The organism is Legionella oakridgensis ATCC 33761 = DSM 21215, from assembly GCF_000512355.1.
Taxonomy (GTDB): domain Bacteria; phylum Pseudomonadota; class Gammaproteobacteria; order Legionellales; family Legionellaceae; genus Legionella_A; species Legionella_A oakridgensis.
In genome coordinates this window covers 462,322-482,188 of the sequence record NZ_CP004006.1, presented here as the reverse complement: position 1 = coordinate 482,188, position 19,867 = coordinate 462,322, and the positions used below count along the sequence as shown (strand labels likewise).

The following is a 19,867-nucleotide window of genomic DNA, read 5'->3' as shown; positions in this document are numbered from 1 at the left end:
ATCAGATGCTAAAGTATACCGCTTATTTTCACCCTCTTGCAGCGATTTTTTTATTTACAAGCTTGTCTAATTAGTCAAAATACTACAAGAAGTGGAAGAAATTGATATCCAAGGTGATGCAAGAGATGACAGGCAAGATCAAACACTCCTGCCCGCCATTTAATAACTGATTTAGAAAATGTTACCACCCAGTAACTTCAGCAATAGCATCCCCTAACTCAGCTGGGGAGCGAACTGTTTTAACTCCGGCACGTTCAAGCGCTGCAAATTTATCTGCTGCAGTTCCTTTGCCACCTGAAATGATTGCTCCTGCATGTCCCATACGCTTTCCAGGGGGAGCAGTCACTCCTGCAATATAGGACACTACTGGTTTGCTTACATTTGAGTTAATGTATTCCGCAGCTTCCTCTTCAGCAGTTCCACCAATCTCACCAACCAAAATAATTGCTTCTGTTTTTGGATCTTGTTCAAATAATTCCAACACATCAATAAATGATGTACCAGGAATTGGATCGCCACCAATGCCAACACAAGTGCTTTGCCCAAACCCTTTATCCGTTGTCTGCTTGACCGCCTCATAAGTTAGCGTACCTGAACGCGATACAATACCAACTTTACCCGGCAGATGGATAGAACCTGGCATAATGCCTATTTTACATTCACCAGGTGTGATAACGCCTGGACAGTTTGGACCAACCAATCGGCTATTAGTATTATTTTCCAAATAAACTTTAACTTGTAACATATCCAGTACTGGAACCCCTTCAGTGATGCATACGATGAGCTTAACGCCAGCATCCGCAGCTTCCAGAATCGAATCTTTACAAAAAGGTGCAGGAACATAGATAACACTTGCATCCGCGCCGGTTTGCTCAACCGCTTCCCGTACCGTATTAAATACCGGTAAATCAAGATGCTTCTGGCCACCTTTTCCTGGTGTCACTCCACCTACCATGCGGGTGCCATACTGAATGGCCTGTTCAGAATGGAAAGTACCTTGCTTGCCAGTAAAACCCTGACAGATCACTCTTGTTTCTTTATTTATTAATATACTCATTACTTTGCCTCAGGAATAAAATTAGCAACCTCATAGGGTATGTTTTCAAGAAACAAGCCTAAGCAATAGCTGCCACAATTTTTTTAGCCGCATCCGTCAAGCTGTCTGCTGCTATAACATTCAAATTACTTTGGTTAAGAATATCCGCCCCTGCAATTGCATTATTTCCTTCAAGACGAACCACAACCGGCACTTTTACATGAACTTCTTTAACTGCGGCTAAAATGCCCTCAGCGATTAAATCACACCGCACAATTCCACCAAAAATATTCACTAATATGCCTTTTACTTTTTCATCGGACAGAATAATTTTGAATGCTTCACTAACTCGCTCCTTGGTTGCACCGCCACCAACGTCCAGGAAATTTGCTGGTTCTCCACCATGGAGTTTAATGACATCCATCGTAGCCATAGCCAGCCCTGCACCATTCACCATACAACCAATTTCGCCATCAAGAGGAATGTAATTCAATTCCCAGTCATGCGCGCGATTTTCTCGCTCATTTTCCTGAGTAGTATCTCTCATCGCCTTTAGTTTAGGCTGCCGATATAATGCATTGGAATCTATATTAATCTTGCCATCCAAGCACACCAAATCGCCAGATTTGGTAACCACTAGGGGATTAATTTCTAGTAAACTCAAATCACATTCAACAAACATTTTCCCCAATCCCAGCATAAGATGAGTAAGCTGTTTAATTTGGTTATCATTTAAATCCAGCTTGAATCCAACTTCCCGACATTGGAATGGCATAACGCCTACCAAGGGATCAACGGTTATTTTAACAATTTTTTCGGGGGTTTCTTCCGCAACTTTTTCTATTTCAACCCCACCTTCTGTTGAGGCCATGATGACCACACGGCGAGAAGCACGATCAACGACCGCCCCAAGATACAATTCACGAGCTATGTCGCTGGTTTCTTCCACGATGACTGAATGAACCGGCTGGCCGTGTTCATCCGTCTGATAAGTTACCAGGTTTGTACCTAACAATGATTTGGTATATTCCGCCAGCTCTTCTTTACTGGACACAAGCTTCACACCGCCTGCCTTGCCGCGCCCACCAGCATGCACTTGAGCTTTAACCACCCAACGGGGTGTTGATAACTGTGCAGCCACCTGTAAAGCTTCCTCTACACTGTGCGCAACATCTCCTTCGGGAATGGGCAAGCCATAGCTAGCAAATAACTGCTTGGCCTGATATTCATGTAAATTCATTCTATATACCTTATAATTTATACATTAAGTAACAAACGTGATGGATCTTCTAATAATTCCTTCACGCTGACCAAGAATTGCACTGAATCTTTTCCGTCGATCAATCGATGATCATAAGACAACGCAACATACATCATAGGACGAATAACAATTTGTCCTTTCTCAACCACCGGACGTTCTTCGATTTTATGCATGCCTAAAATTCCGGTCTGCGGAGGATTAATGATGGGAGTTGCCAACAGGGAACCAAACACACCACCGTTGGTTATTGTAAATGTTCCACCTTGCATTTCTTCCATAGATAATTTGCCTTGCCGGGCACGTCCTGCAAAATCGGCAATGGTCTTTTCAAGATCAGCCATGCTTAACTGGTCAGCATCTCTAATCACTGGAACAACCAACCCTCTTTCTGTCGAGACGGCAATACCAATATCATAGTAGCCATGATAAACAATATCCTGTTCATCGATAGAAGCATTTACTGCAGGGAAACGTTTTAATGATTCAACAACCGCTTTGGTAAAAAAGGACATAAACCCTAATTTCACGCCATGCTTTTTCTCGAAATGGTCCTTGTACTGAGATCGAATATTCATCACAGCTTGTAAATTAACTTCATTAAATGTCGTTAACATGGCGGCATTGTGCTGTGCTTGTAGCAAACGTTCGGCAACTCTGGCACGAAGTCTTGACATAGGAACACGTCGTTCTTCACGAAGACCAGCAGGAGCCTCTTCACTCTTTTCCTTAGGCGCTGAAACCTCAGCGGATTTGCCCCGGTTTGACTCAATAAATGAAAGAACATCTTCCTTGGTTATACGACCTTCTTTGCCAGTGCCTTTAATTTGACTTGGCTTTATATCATGCTCAGCCAGAAGCCTTCTGACTGCAGGGCTGGAAGATTGATCAGACGTATCTTCTTCTGATTTATCTTCTTTTTTGGTATCTGCTTTCTTTTCTTCATCCTTTGCAGGCGAGCTACCTTCTTCAATCCGGGCTAATAATTCCCCTGTTTTAACGGTATCCCCTTCCTTAAATAATATTTCTTTCAATACTCCATCCGCTGGCGCCGGAACTTCAAGTACAACTTTATCCGTTTCCAGATCCAATATATTTTCATCGCGAGTCACTTTATCGCCAACTTTCTTATGCCAAGTTGCTATCGTCGCATCGGCTACCGATTCGGGTAAGACAGGTACTTTCACTTCAATAGACATAGTTTTACCTTCTTTTATTACGTAATTTAATAATTGCTAGAGCCCTGGAACAACTGTAAAACTAATCCAGTAAAGCCTCTTCCACCAATTCCTGCTGTTGCTGTGCGTGAAGTTTTGGACTTCCAGCAGCAGGCGCAGCAGCAAAACCCCTTCCAGCATAATACAGAGAATGATCTTTATGCAGGCAATCCTTAATATTATGCTGTGAAGAAAACCAAATTCCCTGATTTTGAGGTTCTTCCTGACACCAAATGACGGTTTTTGCATTCGGATATTTTGCCAATTCCTTAATCAATGCTTTTTTAGGAAACGGGTAGAGTTGTTCAATGCGAATAATCGCCACATGATTTAACTTATCATCGCGTCTTTTTTGCAGCAGATCATAGTAAACTTTTCCACAGCACAACACCACTTTCGTAATTTTTTCCGGATCTAACTCATCAATCTCCGCAAGCACATTTTGAAAGCTACCGCGTGTTAACTCCTGCAAAGATGAGGTTGCCAACTTATGGCGCAATAAACTCTTGGGCGACATGATAATTAATGGCTTACGAAACTTTCGCAATACCTGGCGACGCAACAAATGAAATATCTGGGCAGGCGTCGTTGGGGTGCACACTTGAATATTTTGCTGAGCACATAATTGCATATAACGTTCCAGTCGCGCCGAAGAATGTTCTGGTCCCTGACCTTCGTAACCATGCGGCAATAGCATCACCAGTCCGCATAAACGCCCCCATTTTTGCTCCCCTGAACTGATAAACTGATCGATAACAACTTGTGCGCCATTAGCAAAATCACCAAATTGCGCCTCCCATATCACCAGCGAGTTAGGCTCGGAAGCAGCAAAACCATATTCAAATGCAAGGACAGCTTCCTCGGAAAGAACGGAATCAATTACCGCAAATGGTTTCATGGGATCAGAAGCGACTTTTTCTAGAGGTGTAATGTATTCACCCGTTTCTACATCATGCAAAACCGCATGTCGATGAGCAAATGTCCCACGCGCAGAATCTTGCCCTGACAAACGCACAGCATGACCTTCGTGTAATAAAGTCGCATAAGCCATCGTTTCGGCATAACCCCAGTTTAGTGGCATTTCATCAGCAGCCATTTTTTCCCGCTCTGCTAACAATCGCTGAACCACAGGATGTGGTTTAAAACCATCCGGTAATGTGTGTAACTGTTTAGACAGCTTTTGCAATGTTTGCTCATCTACTCCAGTATCTACCTTGTCCGTCCATTTTGCATGGATAAACGGTGTCCAATCGACTGATATTTTCCCCTCATAATCTCCCTTAATGGTTTCAACAACAGCCTGACCTTTATCTAGCTTGTCCCGGTATTCATCCATCAACGTCTCAACGCGCTCTTCGCTAATTAAGCCTGCTGCAATTAACTGTTTGGCATAGAGTTCACGAACGGTTGGCATTGATTTTACTTTTTTATACATAAGGGGCTGGGTTACTGACGGCTCATCCGCTTCATTATGGCCATGACGACGGTAACAAACCAAATCCAATACAACATCTCGTTTAAATTTCATACGAAATTCAAACGCAATCTGCGTCGCAAAAACAACGGCCTCAGGATCATTCCCATTCACATGGATCACTGGAGCCTGTACCATTTTAGCAACATCCGTACAATATAAGGTCGAGCGAGCATCCAACGGATTACTGGTGGTAAAACCAATTTGATTATTAACGACAATATGCACAGTTCCGCCTGTACAATAACCGCGAGCCTGGGAGAAATTAAACGTTTCCATCACGACACCTTGGCCAGCAAACGCTGCATCTCCATGGATAACCACTGGGACAACAGAATCTTTCTTCTCCAAATCATTGCGCCGTCGCAAACGAGAACGCGCTGACCCCTGAACAACCGGGTCAATGATTTCTAGATGTGAGGGGTTAAATGCAAGAGCCACATGAACAATGTTACCTGCTTCTGTACGTAAATCAGAAGAAAAGCCTAGGTGATACTTTACATCACCTGTCCGTTCACCGTCGATCTTTCCTTCAAATTCCTGAAACAGTTGATTAGGTTCTTTACCCAAGACATTGACCAGCACATTCAAGCGCCCACGATGAGCCATGCCAATTACAATTTCTTTAACTCTTTGCTCTCCACCTCGTCGGATAATTTCTTTTACAACAGGAACCAACGCATCGCCACCTTCCAACGAAAATCGCTTTTGCCCAACAAAACGAGTGCCCAAATAACGTTCCAAGCCTTCGGCAGCAATTAATTCATTTAGAATGGTAAGTTTTCTTTCAGAAGCAATAGGAGGCTTACCTTGCACAGATTCTAATTGATGTTGTAACCATTTTCTTTCTTCAGTATTGGCAATATGCATGTATTCAATACCAATACTGCCGCAATACGTTTCACACAATGCTTCATAGATTTCGGACAAAAGCATGCGTTCTTTAATAAAAGTATTACCCGCAAAAAAATACGTTTTTATCATCATCAGACAAATGATGGTAAGCAAGCTCAAGATTGGCAACCGATGGTCGCTCAGTCATTTCCAGTGGATCAAGCTTGGCTATAAGATGACCATAAGTTCTATAAGCATTAATTAGATGCGCAACTTCAGCTTGTTTTACATCTGCAGAAACGACTTGCACCTTTTTCTTATCGGCATTTTTCAGAAAATAATCACGAATCTCTCGATGAGAAATATCCTTGCCTTTGCCATCCGCTTTTGCCAAATCATTAAATGTTTTTTTCCAGTCTTCCGGAACTGAATTAGGATCCTTTAGATAATCTTCGTACAAAGAATCAACATAAGCCATGCTTCCGCCGGATAGGTAGGAAGAGGCCCATTCTTTTTGCAGATTGCTGCTCATTACTTCGTTCTCCACAAGGCTCGTCTGGCTATATTCCAGACAAAAGCAATATCGGATTTCTCAAATCTTTGATGCCCAGCGTTCACACGGGAATCGTTGCAAGTGTAGGCTGCTTATTGTAAAAATGCCAAAAACCCCAGCAACTAGGCATGACGATGCTCAGTTACTTAGGGTTTTTCGTCAATTACAACCGCCTCCCCGGCCCGAAAAATTTGAGACCATATAGACAATCATTTAAGTTTCATGGGTCAACATTTGTTGACGTATTTCTCCAATCGCTTTCGATGGGTCGAGTCCTTTCGGGCAAACATTCGTGCAATTCATGATGGTACGACATCGAAATACACTGAATGGATCTTGTAATTTATTCAATCGATGTATGGTTGCCGTATCACGGCTATCCGCTAAGAATCGGCGAGCTTGCAACAGCCCAGCCGGTCCTACAAACTTATCTGGATTCCACCAGTAGGATGGGCAAGAACTTGTACAACAAGCACATAATATGCATTCGTACAAGCCATCCAGCTTAGCACGCTCTTCTGGAGATTGTAGATATTCGCGCGCCGGAATCACTCCATCATGCTGCAAATAAGGTTCTATGCGTTCGTATTGCTGGTAAAATTGAGTCATATCAACCACCAAATCACGAACAACGGGAAACCCTGGCAGCGGACGAATGACTATTTTATCAGTATTCAACTTAGAAAGATGAGTGACACAGGCAAGGCCATTTGTGCCATTAATATTCATGCCATCTGAACCACATACACCTTCACGGCAAGAACGGCGAAACGCCAGCGTTGCATCTTGTTCCATTTTCAAGCGTTCAAGCAACGTCAGCAACATAGGATCGCTTTTTTCCGGAATAGCTATCTCATAATCTTTCATATAAGGCTTAGCATCAACCTCAGGATTATAGCGATAAATCGATAAAGTCAGTTTTCGGGTATCAGCCATAGTATATCCTCATTAATAAACACGTTCTTTCGGCTCAAATGGCTCAACGTATTTAGGTGTCGTATTAACCGGCCGATAATCGATTTGATCATCTTCGGCAAAATACAAAGTATGTTTAATCCAGTTAACATCGTCTCGTTTTGGATAATCTTCACGACTGTGCGCTCCCCGGCTTTCCGTACGACTAAGTGCGGATTTGGCAGAAGCATAGGCTGTTGCCATGAGGTTATCCAATTCCAAAACGGTTACTCGTTCTGTATTAAACACTTTGCTCTTATCCAGTAATTTGGCATGAGTCAACCGTTCCCTCAACGCTTGTAAACGCTCCAAACCCTTTTCCATCACATCGCCGGTACGAAATACACCAAAATCTTCCTGCATGACACGCTGCATTTCATCACGAATAGCAGCAGGATTTTCACCATCCTTAGAATTCTCCCAGCGGTGATAACGAATCATAGACGCTGCAATATCATCTTCTGATACATACGATATATCCGGGAGCTGATTGGATTGCCAAAGCTCTTCTACGTGCAACCCGGCCGCCCGACCAAATACCACGAGGTCCAGCAGAGAATTTCCTCCCAGACGATTGGCACCATGCACTGAAACACAAGCACACTCGCCTACCGCATACAGCCCTTCAATCACCTGCTCTTTGCCACGATGCTTGGTCAAAACCTGCCCATGAATATTAGTGGGTATACCGCCCATGCTATAATGGCATGTCGGTACAACTGGAATAGGTTCAACAATTGGATCAACACCGGCAAACTGCAGCGAAAGCTCACGAATTCCCGGAAGACGGGATTTAATTAAATCAGCACCCAAATGATCCAATTTTAATTTGACATGATCAACGCCTTTGGGGTCAAAACCTTTTCCAGCGCGTAATTCCAAAGCGATGGCTCTTGAAACAACATCACGGGAAGCCAAATCTTTCACATGCGGCGCATAGCGCTCCATGAATCGCTCCCCATCTTTATTAATAAGATAACCACCTTCTCCTCGACAACCTTCGGTGACTAAAGTGCCAGCCCCAGCTATCCCGGTGGGATGAAACTGCCACATTTCCATATCTTGCAATGGCAGCCCCGCGCGTAATGCCATGCCAAATCCATCGCCAGTATTAATGTATGCATTGGTGGTCGATTGAAATATACGCCCAGCCCCTCCGGTGGCCAAAATACAAACCCGACTTTGGAAAAACACCAATTCACCAGTTTCAATACACAAGGCAGTCACACCGCTAATCCGGCCATGACTGTCTTTCACCAAATCCAGAGCCAGCCATTCACTGAATACGTGGGTTTTGGCTTTCAAATTCTGCTGATACAATGTATGTAGTAGAGCATGGCCTGTCCTATCGGCCGCAGCACAAGTTCGTGTCGCTTGCTCACCACCAAAATTCTTAGATTGACCACCAAATGGACGTTGATAGATTTTGCCATTATCCATTCGTGAAAACGGCAATCCCATATGTTCCAATTCATAAACGGCTTCAGGACCAGTTTTGCATAAATATTCAATCGCTTCCTGATCACCAATATAATCCGCTCCCTTAACGGTATCATACATATGCCAACGCCAGTCATCTTCATCAGCATTGCCAAGTGCTGAAGTTATGCCGCCTTGAGCAGAAACCGTGTGTGAACGTGTAGGGAAGACCTTCGATAATAAGGCAACTTTCATGCCGGAATTAGCCAACTGCAACGCAGCGCGCATTCCCGCTCCACCTGCACCAATAATTACTGCATCGAATTCGTTACGCACAAAAGCCATTATTGTCCCCAAACAATCATTAAGCCCCAAATAAATTGGCTAAGTAAAAACCATACGACAAGAAATTGCACAAAGACTCTAAGTACCTTACTTTTAAGGTAATCCGTGGTTACCGTCCAAATTCCGATCCAGGTATGTAGTAAAAAGGTCAATAAAGCAATCATTGTGGTCACTTTCATCCCTACAGACTGGAAGAGAGCATGCCATTCATGGTATTGCAACTGCGGATGTGTCAGTAAAAACACCAGTAAAAACAAAGAATAAATAGCAAGATAAACAGCAGTAAACCGCTGAATTAACCAATCTTTTAAGCCATTGCCCGTTAAACTTGTGACGTTTGTTACCATATCCAGATTCCCAGAAAAATTATCAAAATAATCGCAAGAATAATAACGATTATTGCACTTCGCCGTCCTGTCTCTAAACCTTCAGCAAACCCCATATCCATCAACAAATGGCGAATACCTGCCAGCAAATGATAAATCAAGGCAGAACTAAAGGCCCAGAGCAACAGTTTGCAATATGGATTGGCGAGAATCCTGCTCATATCTTGAAACGTTAATGGCGAGGTTAATGACAAACTAAACAAATAAAGCAACATCGGGAATAATAAAAACAGAATAATCCCCGAAATACGATGCAAAATAGATACGATCGCCATCGGCGGATACTTCAAGCTGGTCAGGTCAAGATTGACCGGTCTTTTTTGCTTCACGGTAATTTTCTTCCTTTTGGAATATTAAAAATACAGAGCTGCTGCGAAACGATGTGAGCTATCGGCAAGCATCCATAAAAACTTAGGAAGTATACCACTCTGTTTTTTCCACGCAAAGTTTAACCATTCTTCCTTGGCTGGAAATATTATAAGATTTCATGGTTTTATGGCGGAAGAACATATTATGTATTTTTTTCGATATTTAGGTGCATTAATCTACGATACGTTTGTTTTATTTACCTTATTTGTTGTCTTTACTGCAACATGCCTTTTATTTCGACATGGCAACATCATCGAACCGGGAACTTGTTGGTATCAATTGAGCTTGGCAAGCATCGTGTATTATTACTATTTTCTATCTTATCGATATGGAGGGCAAACCATTGGGCTACGAGCATGGAAAATGAAGCTTGTTTCGTGCACATATCCTTTAAAGCAAAAACAAATACTGGCAAGATTTTTACTGATGTTTCCAGCCTTGTTGTATGGTGCCATTTGTTTGAAAAACCCAATGACCATACTCAAACAATGGACAAAATGCCAGATCACGACCGTTTAGTCGCGGTAGTAGGCGTATGGGCATGTCGATATGTGTCCCGTGGAGCTTCTGGCGGATAGCCATAACCTTTATCAGCCAGGCGCTTGACATTTTGAAGATAACGCTCTCCCCAAACACCGGGATCAAAATTGGTCACCACAACGTTGTAATTAAGGTTAATAACGGATTCAAACGCCTTGCGTTGCGCCAATTCATGTCCACCAAAAGCAACTTGCACTTCCGTTTCACCGTCAATGCCGCCGGATTTCAGGCGCTCGACCAACAAGTAAATCATTTTTTCAATAGTCATATACAATTTATACATTGACATTCCGACGGTAAACATTTCTTCACCCTTGGAAGTACTGAGCTTATAACCGTGATCGTAAATGGTATAAACAAATTCAAGTTCCCCGTTAGCATCCACAGTGGCCGGGGGAATAATCAAGGGAGGAGAAATGGTATCAATGGTTGGACTAATGATAAACAAATGGAAATCACCCCAGCGCCACCATAATTGATACACTCTTTCTACAAGAACAATGGGGTCAAATTCATCTTCTTCGTATAAAACTTTGCGTTCGTTATAAACCGCCTGTGCCAAATCTTCTGTTGGGATGTCTTGAGAATCTGCCATCACACTTCAACCATTTTATTTCTATAAGATAATCTTAGCTGAAATTCCTTAATCTAGCACGGTTAACAATAAATATCTTATTGTTTTTCGTAGCGTAAAATGATTTAGACTCTTATACAAGCTGATAAAATACCGGGGCTTTGCTACTACAGCGCAAACAGCTGCTTTGACAGCCCGTTTTTTCTTGGCATGGGCGGATGACCCCTTTATTCACCCACATCATTAACATAGGCTGCAACGCTTGCTCATCAAGGTGAAATGCGCGAGCCAACTGTTGGGTGCTGACTACTTTCTCTCGAGTAATAAACTCACGAATTTGCAGTAACATGGTTGGCTCCTTGATAGGTAGCGCCTAAGCGCATCATAAAAACAACAGAAACGATTAACCCTATGATACATCCAAGAGTAATCATGGTTTGCTGGGGATGTTCCATATACGTTGCCACTTGATAAAACAACACGGCACTGGCATAAGCAATAAGAAAAGACCAGGTAATGGAAAACCACATCCACTTACGATTTGCTTCCTGACGAATCACTGCCATGGTAGATACGCAGGGAATATAAAGAAGAATGAACAGCAAATAAGCATAAGCACCAGCTTTACCATCAAATTGCTGATACATCATGCCATAAACCGATTGTGATAACTCTCCATCAGGAGCGCTGGCAACTATGGGATTTAATAATGCCTGCCCCAATTGAGTAAGATTGTGCGGAACCGACCAAAGAGCAGCTTGTATGGAACCCCAGAAATCAAAATCATTACCTGCAGTATGCGCCATCGTAATCATTTGGCCATACAGTGTATTTAACGATCCCACCACCACTTCCTTGGCGAGCATACCAGTCAGCAGTCCAACCGTTGCTGGCCAGTTCTCTTGATGAAGCCCCATGGGATAAAATAGGGGCGTTAAGTATTGCCCAAGCCATGACAAAACGGATTCGCTGCTTGCCTCAGCACTGTTTATTCCACCATGCATTGTCAAAGCATTCAAGCCGCCAAGAATCACGCAGACTGGTATAATCATTTTGCCCGCACGGACAACAAAATGACGCAAACGCAGCGAAGTGTCTTTAAGTACCCGACGCAAAGAAGGTTTGTGATAGGCTGGTAATTCAAGAATTAAAGGAGACGTCTGTCCATGAAGCATGGTTTTACGTAAGAGAAATCCCGTCAATACTGCCATGAGAATCCCTATCAGGTAAAGGGAAAATACGATATTTTGACCACCGGTTGGGAAAAACGCAGCCACAAAAACGGCATAGATAGCCAATCGAGCACTACAAGACATAAAAGGACTCATTAAAATCGTCAGCAAACGATCACGTTCAGAATCCAGCGTACGGGCTGCCATAATGGCTGGAACATTACATCCAAAGCCAACGATCATGGGTACAAATGACTTACCAGGCAAACCCAAAATCCGCATAATCTTGTCAACCACAAAGGCTGCTCTTGCCATATATCCCGATAATTCCAGTAGTGACAGAAAGAAAAACATAGCAGCGATAACTGGGATAAAAGTCAAAGTCGTATTGATTCCCTTGCCAACCCCATTGGCCAACAAAGCAATCACCCAGGCAGGCATATGGAACTGTTGCAATAACCACGCTGTCCCTTGCACAAACAAGACATCGGTGGTGATATCAAAAAAATCTTGGAATGCGCCACCTACGTTAATGGCAAATAAAAACATTAAATACATCACGGCAAAAAAATAGGCAGCGCCCAAACTCGATGTAATACAATGCGGTCAATCTTATCTGTTAAATGTTCACTGGCATCGGATTTTTTACGCTGTACCTGTGAAACAATCTGATGAACAATCTGATAGCGGGCGTCAGCCAAGAGCACATCCGCATCTTTTATGCTGTCTGCAGCAAAAAAATCGCGTTCAAGTAATAAGGTATCGCCCTCTAAAAAACGACGAGCCAAGTATGAAGCCATCGCTGGCTTATTACCTTGAGATAATAATATTTTTTCAAAATCTGCCAGCACCGTAGAAACAGCGGACGGTAATGACAACTCCAAAGGACATGCTGATTTTTGTTTTGCCAATATGGCATGCTTTAAAGCCTCAACACCCAGTTGACGATGCGCTTGTAATTCAATCACAGGACAGCCAAGCTGCTTTGACAACGCTTTAGGGTCGATGGTAATTCCACGTTGATGCGCTATATCAATCATGTTAAGTGCAATAACAACCGGTTTACCTAATTCCAATAATTGGCTTGTCAAATATAAATGCCTTTCCAAATGACAAGCATCAATGACATTAATGATGATATCCATGTCAGTCGTAGCAACATTTTGAGCCGTAATTTGTTCATCCTGACTCGAACCAGTTGTCGATGAAACGAGGGAATAAATTCCTGGTAAATCGGTTACAAGCACTTGCTCCGCATTGATGTCAAACTGTCCAGTTTTCTTCTCAACCGTAACGCCTGGCCAATTGCCAATACGCTGATTATCTCCAGTCAAGGCATTAAATAAAGTTGTTTTTCCACAATTGGGATTACCAATCAGCATCGCATGAATCATAAACGCTCCCAAATTAAATGGCAGGCTTCCTCTTTGCGCAAGGTAAGTGACGTACCACGCACATCCACTTGCAAAGGGCAACCTAAAGGAGCTACTCGTATTATCTTAAGGACAACGCCTCGTGTTATTCCCAATGATAAGAGACGACGGCGATAAAGAACGTCCGTTTCACCAAAATCTACCAGACGTACTTGATCACCTTGAACCAATTCAGAGATTTTTATCATGTCGTAAAACATACAAGAAAAAAAGCAGTATAGCATAAATGCTATCGAGAATCATTCTCAATTAAAAGCAATTTGTGTAAATAACCTGAAATACCATCCATACGTGTTCAGTTTACTGAACACGTATAAAAAAACTTATCTTGAACAGGTTATCCATTCACTGTATCCCATACAATTGGCGGATTCACATTTAACGGTTCGATCTTTCCTTTTGTGTAAATAGGACCATGAAATCCGGGTTCATAAGGCTGCGCCTGTTCATTAGGGAACACGAGCAACTGAATACTCACCCCTTTTATAGGGAAACGCTCATACAACGCGTTTCCTATGCGCTCAGCAATCACTTCCCAATAGGCATCCGCAGGCAACTCTTCGCTAGGTTCAAGATAACTGAGTAATGCCGCACGAATGGGAATATAGTCTGGATACTGCGACCGCTCTAATCCATCCTTTAACGCGTAACGAACGTACACGTTCAATGTTTGTCCGTTTTGGCGCTGGGTATGGTATTGCTGAATCTGAAACTGAAAATAATTATGATCCGGAATGGCCGCACTATTTACACCTTCCGCAAAAGATAAACTGGTCAGTACCCAGAACATACTGATTAAAAAAATTCTTGATAAATATAGCATTTTAAACCTCAACTATTTTTTTATGAAGGCGTCCATCCTCTTTTCTCTAAGTGAAGGCTCGCCGTTTTAACTCAATACACAACCATTCATGGCCGTGGAGGTTTAAATATATTCTTTAAGGGTGCCAAAAGAAGAAGGCCAATAGACAAAAGAACGATGATTACAAAACGATTGGGATAGAAATCATCCCCATTAAAGGAGGGAATAAAACAGGACAATCCAGTCATCGTTTGGCAGTTTTTCAAAGTAACGCTTAGATTGGATTTACATGGTGTGGACACGATTGAAGAATAAGCATGCCTAGATTTTTCTATCTCACTGAATGATTTTTGCATGAAGGGCATAAACGTCATACATTGACACAGTATCAATAAAGAGACGAGCCACTTATAAAGCGCCATTGTATGCGAAGACCTAATCATCATCTGTGTACATGAACCAAATGCTTAAGTTAAAATCTTATCATAAAAATCAAAATAAAAACAATATGATTTATTTGCAAACTAAAGCATGGAAACTTCCCGACGAGTATGGCGTCTTAGATAATCAGAAGATTGCATTTCTTCCAATCGACTCAGCGTGCGTTGAAAATCATGGCGTATTGCCCCTTCGGTATATAACTGTTCAGCCGGGACTTCTGCTGAAAAAATAACACGCACCCCCTTATCATACATCACGTCAATAAAATGCATCAGTAAAATGGCTCGTACGGTGTCGTCACGGGTCAACCTTGGAATCTTACTGACAAATACCGTATCAAAGCGTTCAGCTATCTCCAGATAATCCAATTGGCTACGAGGCAAATTACAAATGACATCAAAGACAAACCAAACCGCATGCTCACTGCATTTCACAAAAGGGATACAGCGGTTTTGTATGGTCAATTTCCCTTCAGAGATAACCTCACTTGAGATAGCCTCAAACTGCCGATGTAATGTCTGGTTTGTTGAGTCATTTAAAGGGTAGAGATAAGTTTCTTCCAAAAGAGCACGTCCTAGACGATAGTCTCTATTTTCCATCAAAGCCAACACCTGACAATGGCTTTTGATGAGTTCAATAGCAGGTAAGAAACGGGCTCGCTGCAAACCATTCAAATAAAGGTTATCTGGCTCTGTATTTGAAGTAGCGACTAAAATCACGCCATGATTAAAAAGTGCCTGCAATAATTCAGCTAAAATCATTGCATCGGCAATATCATGCACAAAAAATTCATCCAGGCACAACAAGCGAGTCGATTTAGCAAGATTGGCCGCAATGTTGCGTAATGGATCTTTATGCCCCTGCAAACGACGTAATTGCGCATCAACTTGTTGCATAAAATGGTGGAAATGAAAACGGGACTTCTGCTGAATCCCAACACCCTGATAAAATAAATCCATTAAATAGGTTTTTCCGCCCCCTACAGGCCCATAAAGATAAATCCCTTGCAATGTTTTTTTTGTCCGTAATGAAACCAAGAACGCTTTACAGCATGCAATTCATCAACAAGTCGCTGAAAATACTCAAGCATCTGACGTTGAACAGGATCGTTGATAATTTCTCCACAAGCCAGTGCCGTATTATAATGTTCAATCAAAGTCATAAAGTTGGAACCTGCCTGCGGACTAACTCAAGCAATCCTGATTTAAGCTCGAGCAAACGTCCATGAAAAAAATGCCCCGTCTCAGGAAAGCGAAGCACCGAGATGGACGGTTTTAAACGAGCGGCAAAATCCAAAACAAATTGCAGTGGTACAACGTCATCATCATCTCCTTGCACCAAGATCCAAGGAGTAGGAACAGGATCATATTCCGTATAGTCGTAATGATGCACAGGTGGTGCCACCGTAATTAGTAATGCATGCTCATGCTGTGCTGCTGTTCGATATGCCACATAAGAGCCAAAAGAAAAACCGGCAAAAATAAAATTAACCGGTGATATTTGCTCTTTATACTGCCGAGCAATAGACAACATGTCTTCACTTTCCCCAATGCCGTGATCATAAAGACCGGCTGATTGACCAACCCCACGAAAATTAAACCGAATACTTGGGACAGCAAGCTCTTTAAATAAACGTGCCAACGTAGTGACGACTTTATTATTCATTGAACCGCCTTGCAAAGAATGAGGATGTCCAAGGACAGCAAGGTAATCCGTTCTTGCCTTTTCAGGCACCGTGAAAATTCCTTCTAACTGGCCAGCTTGCCCTTCTATTACAAAAGGATGCTCACCAGCGGTATTTAAATAATGTGTTGGCAGCATAGAAAAAACCTGTATTAACGATAGATTACACCCGATTGGCAAAATACCTTGAAGGTGATCATTCATGAGCAATGACTGCTAAATTATAACGCATCTTGCATTTTAATTCCTGTCCGTTATGATAATAAAAGCATCGACTTTTCGTTGAGCGGTGACCTTATTAATTATTTTTATTTCGGAGGACTTGATCCATGCGACAGGTACCTGCATGTTGTGCAATAACTGCTACCCCCTCCTCCTATCATGGAGGATTTCATGAAAATACATGATTTTAAAAGAAAAAAAGAGCAGCATGAAAAAATTACCATGCTGACTTGCTATGATTATCCCTCAGCTTGTATCGTGGCAGAATCCCACGTTGATTGCGTGCTGGTAGGCGATTCAGTGGCCATGGTGGTTCATGGACATGACAGCACCATCATGGCAAACATGGACATGATGTTATTGCATACTGCGGCCGTGTCTCGTGGCCTTCATCAGCAGTTTTTAGTCAGTGATCTTCCTTTCCTATGCCATCGAATTTCACCGGCCGACACGATGGAAAATGTCAAAAGACTCATGCAGGCAGGTGCACACGCCGTCAAAATTGAAGGCGCTGACCCAGAGGTTTGTCAAACCATATCACAGATAGTGACTGCCGGTATCCCGGTCATGGGCCATATTGGTCTTACACCACAATCCATTCATCAGCTTGGCGGCTATATTGTTCAGGGTAAGGCTGAAGAAAAAGCCATGGATTTATTACGGCAAGCCAAAAATTTGGAAGCAGCCGGCTGCTTTGCTGTGGTTATCGAATGCGTTCCAGGACATGCAGCAAAACACATTACCCAATCGCTTGGTATTCCTACCATTGGCATCGGCGCTGGTGTGGACACCGACGGTCAGGTGCTTGTATGGCATGATCTGCTGGGTTTGCAAACAGAACTTAAGCCACGGTTTGTTCACCAGTTTGCCAAAGGCAAAGAAATTCTTCTCAATGGTATTAATGCTTACGTTAGACATGTGGCGCAAAAAGAATTCCCCATGCCCGAACATACATTTTGAGGATGTAATCATGAATCTTTTTCATCAGTTAGATGAGTGGCGAGCGTTTCGCCGTGAGCTGCCAAGCCATTGCTCATTGGGGTTTGTGCCTACGATGGGAAATCTACATGCTGGACATGCCTCACTTTTTACGATAAGTCAACAGGAAAACGACTATACTGTCGCCAGCATCTTCGTCAATCCCACCCAATTTAATCAAAGCGATGATTACAACCGCTATCCTCGGACGTTAAATGCCGATTTGGATTTATTAACCAGCCTGGGCGTTGACTACTGCCTTCTTCCCGAAGAAAAAACCATGTATGCGGATGGTTATCGTTACCAACTTCAAGAAAACCAACATACACAACTCATGGAAGGACGACAAAGGCCTGGTCATTTTACAGGAGTACTGACCGTCGTCATGAAACTGCTTAACCTTGTTAAACCAAACCGCGCTTATTTTGGCGAGAAAGACTACCAACAATTTCAGCTTATTCGCGACATGGTTTCTGCCTTTTTTATGGATATTGAAATCAAATCCTGCCCAACCATTCGCGAAACCAGTGGCCTTGCCTTTAGTTCACGCAATAACCGCTTAAATTCTGAACAGCGCAAGCTGGCCGACCAATTTGCACATGTTTTTCATCAACCACTATCTCAAGAACAGATAATAACGACCCTCCAACAACTAGGCATTGAGGTAGAATACATTGAAGACCATCAAAACAGACGTTTTGCCGCCGTCAATATTGGCGGCATTCGATTGATTGATAATTACCTTTTACCTTGATCGTGTGCAGAATAAGCGGCAATGGCTGCAGCAATGATTGCAGCCTTATGCGTTGGTAAAGATTTATTGGAATAACGCAACCATTCCGGGTGAGCCTCCAGTAACCCAGTATCAAACAAACCTTGCTGTAATTCTTGAGACTTTAACATCTCAAGATAAAACGGAATGGTTGTTTTAACTCCAAACAGGCGCATTTCCCGCAAGGCACGATTTGCCCGACTTAATACAGCAGGCCAATCAAGACCCCACACGGTTAACTTCGTACATAAAGAATCATAATCGGGTGGGATATTATATCCTGTATAAATCGCACTATCGGTACGAACCCCTGGGCCACCAGGAACATAATAACGTGTAACCCGGCCAAAACTCGGTAAAAAATCATTTTGCGGATCTTCAGCATTAATGCGAAACTCCATGGCTATCCCTCTACGCACAATATCTTCCTGGCGCATATTAAGTTTCAAACCCGCAGCAATTCGAATTTGCTCTTGAACAATATCTACGCCCGTAATCTGCTCCGTAATTGGATGCTCGACTTGTAAACGCGTATTCATTTCTAAAAAATAAATATTATTTTGGTCATCAAGAATGAATTCTACAGTACCGGCATTGGTATAACCTACCGATTTTGCTGCCTGCACAGCATAAGCATACAAAGTCTCTCGAATATTATCATCCAGTTGCAAAGCGGGTGCAATTTCAACCAGTTTTTGATGGCGCCGTTGAATAGAACAATCGCGTTCAAATAAATGCAACACTTGTCCGTGGTGATCGGCAAGAATCTGTACTTCGATATGACGTGGATGACGAATCAACTTCTCCATAAACACATGCGCATTCCCAAAAGCCTTACCCGCCTCTGATTGTACGCGTATAAATTGTTGTTTTACCTGCTCTGCATTATGACATATACGAATGCCTCTTCCTCCACCACCAAAAGTGGCCTTCAGCATGACTGGATAAACCAATTTTTCTGCACAAGCGACAGCTTCCTCAGGATCTGCAAGATTGCCTTCACTGCCCGGAATTACAGGAACCCCTGCTTGCTTCATCACTTTTCGTGCTTCCACTTTTGAGCCCATTGTTGCAATAACGGATGGAGAGGGGCCAATAAAAACAATTCCTGCTTGCTGACAAGCTTCGGCAAAATCGGGATTTTCTGATAAAAATCCATACCCAGGATGAATTGCCTCACAACCAGCTGCCTTGGCATATTCAATAATGCGTCGGATGTTTAAATAAGCATCCAGGGGATTTTTACTCAAACAATGCGCGTGCGATGCTCTCTTTACATGCAACGCATAGCGATCTGCTTCGCTGTATATGGCCACCGCTGCAATATCCATATCTCTGCAAGCCCGAATAATTCGCAAGGCAATTTCACCACGATTACTCACCAGAATTTTTTTAAACATCTGCG

Annotated in this window: 16 protein-coding genes and 3 pseudogenes; 3 read left to right on the top strand and 16 right to left on the bottom strand. The window is 42.7% G+C overall.

What is annotated here, in order from left to right; genetic code table 11:
- Positions 1-181: 181 nt before the first annotated feature.
- The 8 genes and pseudogenes from sucD to sdhC all read right to left on the bottom strand — a co-directional run bounded on the left by sucD (position 182) and on the right by sdhC (position 9,805).
- Entirely contained in the window at positions 182-1,057 is an 876-nt protein-coding gene (gene sucD, locus LOA_RS02400) for a succinate--CoA ligase subunit alpha (RefSeq protein ID WP_025384987.1), read from the bottom strand.
- Positions 1,058-1,115: 58 nt separating this feature from the next.
- Positions 1,116-2,276: an ADP-forming succinate--CoA ligase subunit beta gene (gene sucC, locus LOA_RS02395; RefSeq protein ID WP_025384986.1), complete on the bottom strand. Its 1,161-nt coding sequence runs from the start codon at positions 2,274-2,276 to the stop codon at positions 1,116-1,118.
- A 17-nt stretch (positions 2,277-2,293) separates the two neighbouring features.
- The gene (gene odhB, locus LOA_RS02390; RefSeq protein ID WP_025384985.1) at positions 2,294-3,493 is read right to left on the bottom strand and encodes a 2-oxoglutarate dehydrogenase complex dihydrolipoyllysine-residue succinyltransferase; all 1,200 of its coding nucleotides are present in this window, start codon (positions 3,491-3,493) and stop codon (positions 2,294-2,296) included.
- 61 nt (positions 3,494-3,554) lie between these two features.
- Positions 3,555-6,351 (bottom strand): annotated as a pseudogene (locus LOA_RS02385) (2-oxoglutarate dehydrogenase E1 component).
- A 234-nt stretch (positions 6,352-6,585) separates the two neighbouring features.
- Positions 6,586-7,308, bottom strand: coding sequence for a succinate dehydrogenase iron-sulfur subunit (locus LOA_RS02380; RefSeq protein ID WP_025384984.1), 723 nt, complete (start codon positions 7,306-7,308; stop codon positions 6,586-6,588).
- A gap of 12 nt (positions 7,309-7,320) precedes the next feature.
- Positions 7,321-9,090, bottom strand: coding sequence for a succinate dehydrogenase flavoprotein subunit (gene sdhA, locus LOA_RS02375; protein WP_025384983.1), 1,770 nt, complete (start codon positions 9,088-9,090; stop codon positions 7,321-7,323).
- Positions 9,090-9,437, bottom strand: a complete 348-nt coding sequence (gene sdhD, locus LOA_RS02370) for a succinate dehydrogenase, hydrophobic membrane anchor protein (RefSeq protein WP_025384982.1) — start codon at positions 9,435-9,437, stop codon at positions 9,090-9,092. Before sdhD ends, sdhA begins: the two co-directional genes overlap by 1 nt.
- Positions 9,431-9,805, bottom strand: coding sequence for a succinate dehydrogenase, cytochrome b556 subunit (gene sdhC, locus LOA_RS02365; protein WP_025384981.1), 375 nt, complete (start codon positions 9,803-9,805; stop codon positions 9,431-9,433). The genes sdhD and sdhC overlap by 7 nt, the downstream gene beginning before the upstream one ends.
- Before the next feature lie 184 nt (positions 9,806-9,989).
- Between sdhC and LOA_RS02360 the strand changes: the two genes are divergently transcribed.
- Positions 9,990-10,364, top strand: coding sequence for an RDD family protein (locus LOA_RS02360; protein ID WP_025384980.1), 375 nt, complete (start codon positions 9,990-9,992; stop codon positions 10,362-10,364).
- On the opposite strand, the gene LOA_RS02355 is transcribed toward LOA_RS02360, so the two are convergent.
- The 7 genes and pseudogenes from LOA_RS02355 to LOA_RS02325 form a co-directional block, all read right to left on the bottom strand.
- A complete protein-coding gene (locus LOA_RS02355) occupies positions 10,351-10,980 on the bottom strand; it encodes a hypothetical protein (RefSeq protein WP_025384979.1) in 630 nt (209 codons plus the stop codon). The two genes, LOA_RS02360 and LOA_RS02355, sit on opposite strands and share 14 nt — an antisense overlap.
- Positions 10,981-11,092: 112 nt before the next feature.
- Positions 11,093-11,308, bottom strand: a complete 216-nt coding sequence (locus LOA_RS02350) for a FeoC-like transcriptional regulator (RefSeq protein ID WP_025384978.1) — start codon at positions 11,306-11,308, stop codon at positions 11,093-11,095.
- Positions 11,289-13,525, bottom strand: a pseudogene (gene feoB, locus LOA_RS02345) (Fe(2+) transporter permease subunit FeoB). Before feoB ends, LOA_RS02350 begins: the two are co-directional and overlap by 20 nt.
- Positions 13,522-13,749, bottom strand: a complete 228-nt coding sequence (locus tag LOA_RS02340) for a FeoA family protein (RefSeq protein WP_025384977.1) — start codon at positions 13,747-13,749, stop codon at positions 13,522-13,524. The pseudogene feoB and the gene LOA_RS02340 overlap by 4 nt, the downstream one beginning before the upstream one ends.
- Before the next feature lie 152 nt (positions 13,750-13,901).
- The gene (locus tag LOA_RS02335) at positions 13,902-14,387 is read right to left on the bottom strand and encodes a hypothetical protein (RefSeq protein WP_025384976.1); all 486 of its coding nucleotides are present in this window, start codon (positions 14,385-14,387) and stop codon (positions 13,902-13,904) included.
- Positions 14,388-14,890: 503 nt separating this feature from the next.
- Positions 14,891-15,969, bottom strand: a pseudogene (gene zapE, locus LOA_RS02330) (cell division protein ZapE).
- Entirely contained in the window at positions 15,966-16,628 is a 663-nt protein-coding gene (locus tag LOA_RS02325) for an alpha/beta hydrolase (RefSeq protein WP_025384975.1), read from the bottom strand. The pseudogene zapE and the gene LOA_RS02325 overlap by 4 nt, the downstream one beginning before the upstream one ends.
- 255 nt (positions 16,629-16,883) lie before the next feature.
- On the opposite strand from LOA_RS02325, the gene panB reads away from it, so the two are divergent.
- Both panB and panC read left to right on the top strand, forming a co-directional pair.
- Positions 16,884-17,672, top strand: a complete 789-nt coding sequence (gene panB, locus LOA_RS02320; protein ID WP_025384974.1) for a 3-methyl-2-oxobutanoate hydroxymethyltransferase — start codon at positions 16,884-16,886, stop codon at positions 17,670-17,672.
- A gap of 10 nt (positions 17,673-17,682) precedes the next feature.
- Entirely contained in the window at positions 17,683-18,444 is a 762-nt protein-coding gene (panC, locus tag LOA_RS02315; protein ID WP_025384973.1) for a pantoate--beta-alanine ligase, read from the top strand.
- On the opposite strand, the gene LOA_RS02310 is transcribed toward panC, so the two are convergent.
- Complete coding sequence (locus tag LOA_RS02310; protein ID WP_025384972.1) at positions 18,429-19,862, bottom strand: acetyl-CoA carboxylase biotin carboxylase subunit; 1,434 nt, start codon at positions 19,860-19,862, stop codon at positions 18,429-18,431. The genes panC and LOA_RS02310 overlap by 16 nt on opposite strands.
- Positions 19,863-19,867 lie beyond the last annotated feature (5 nt).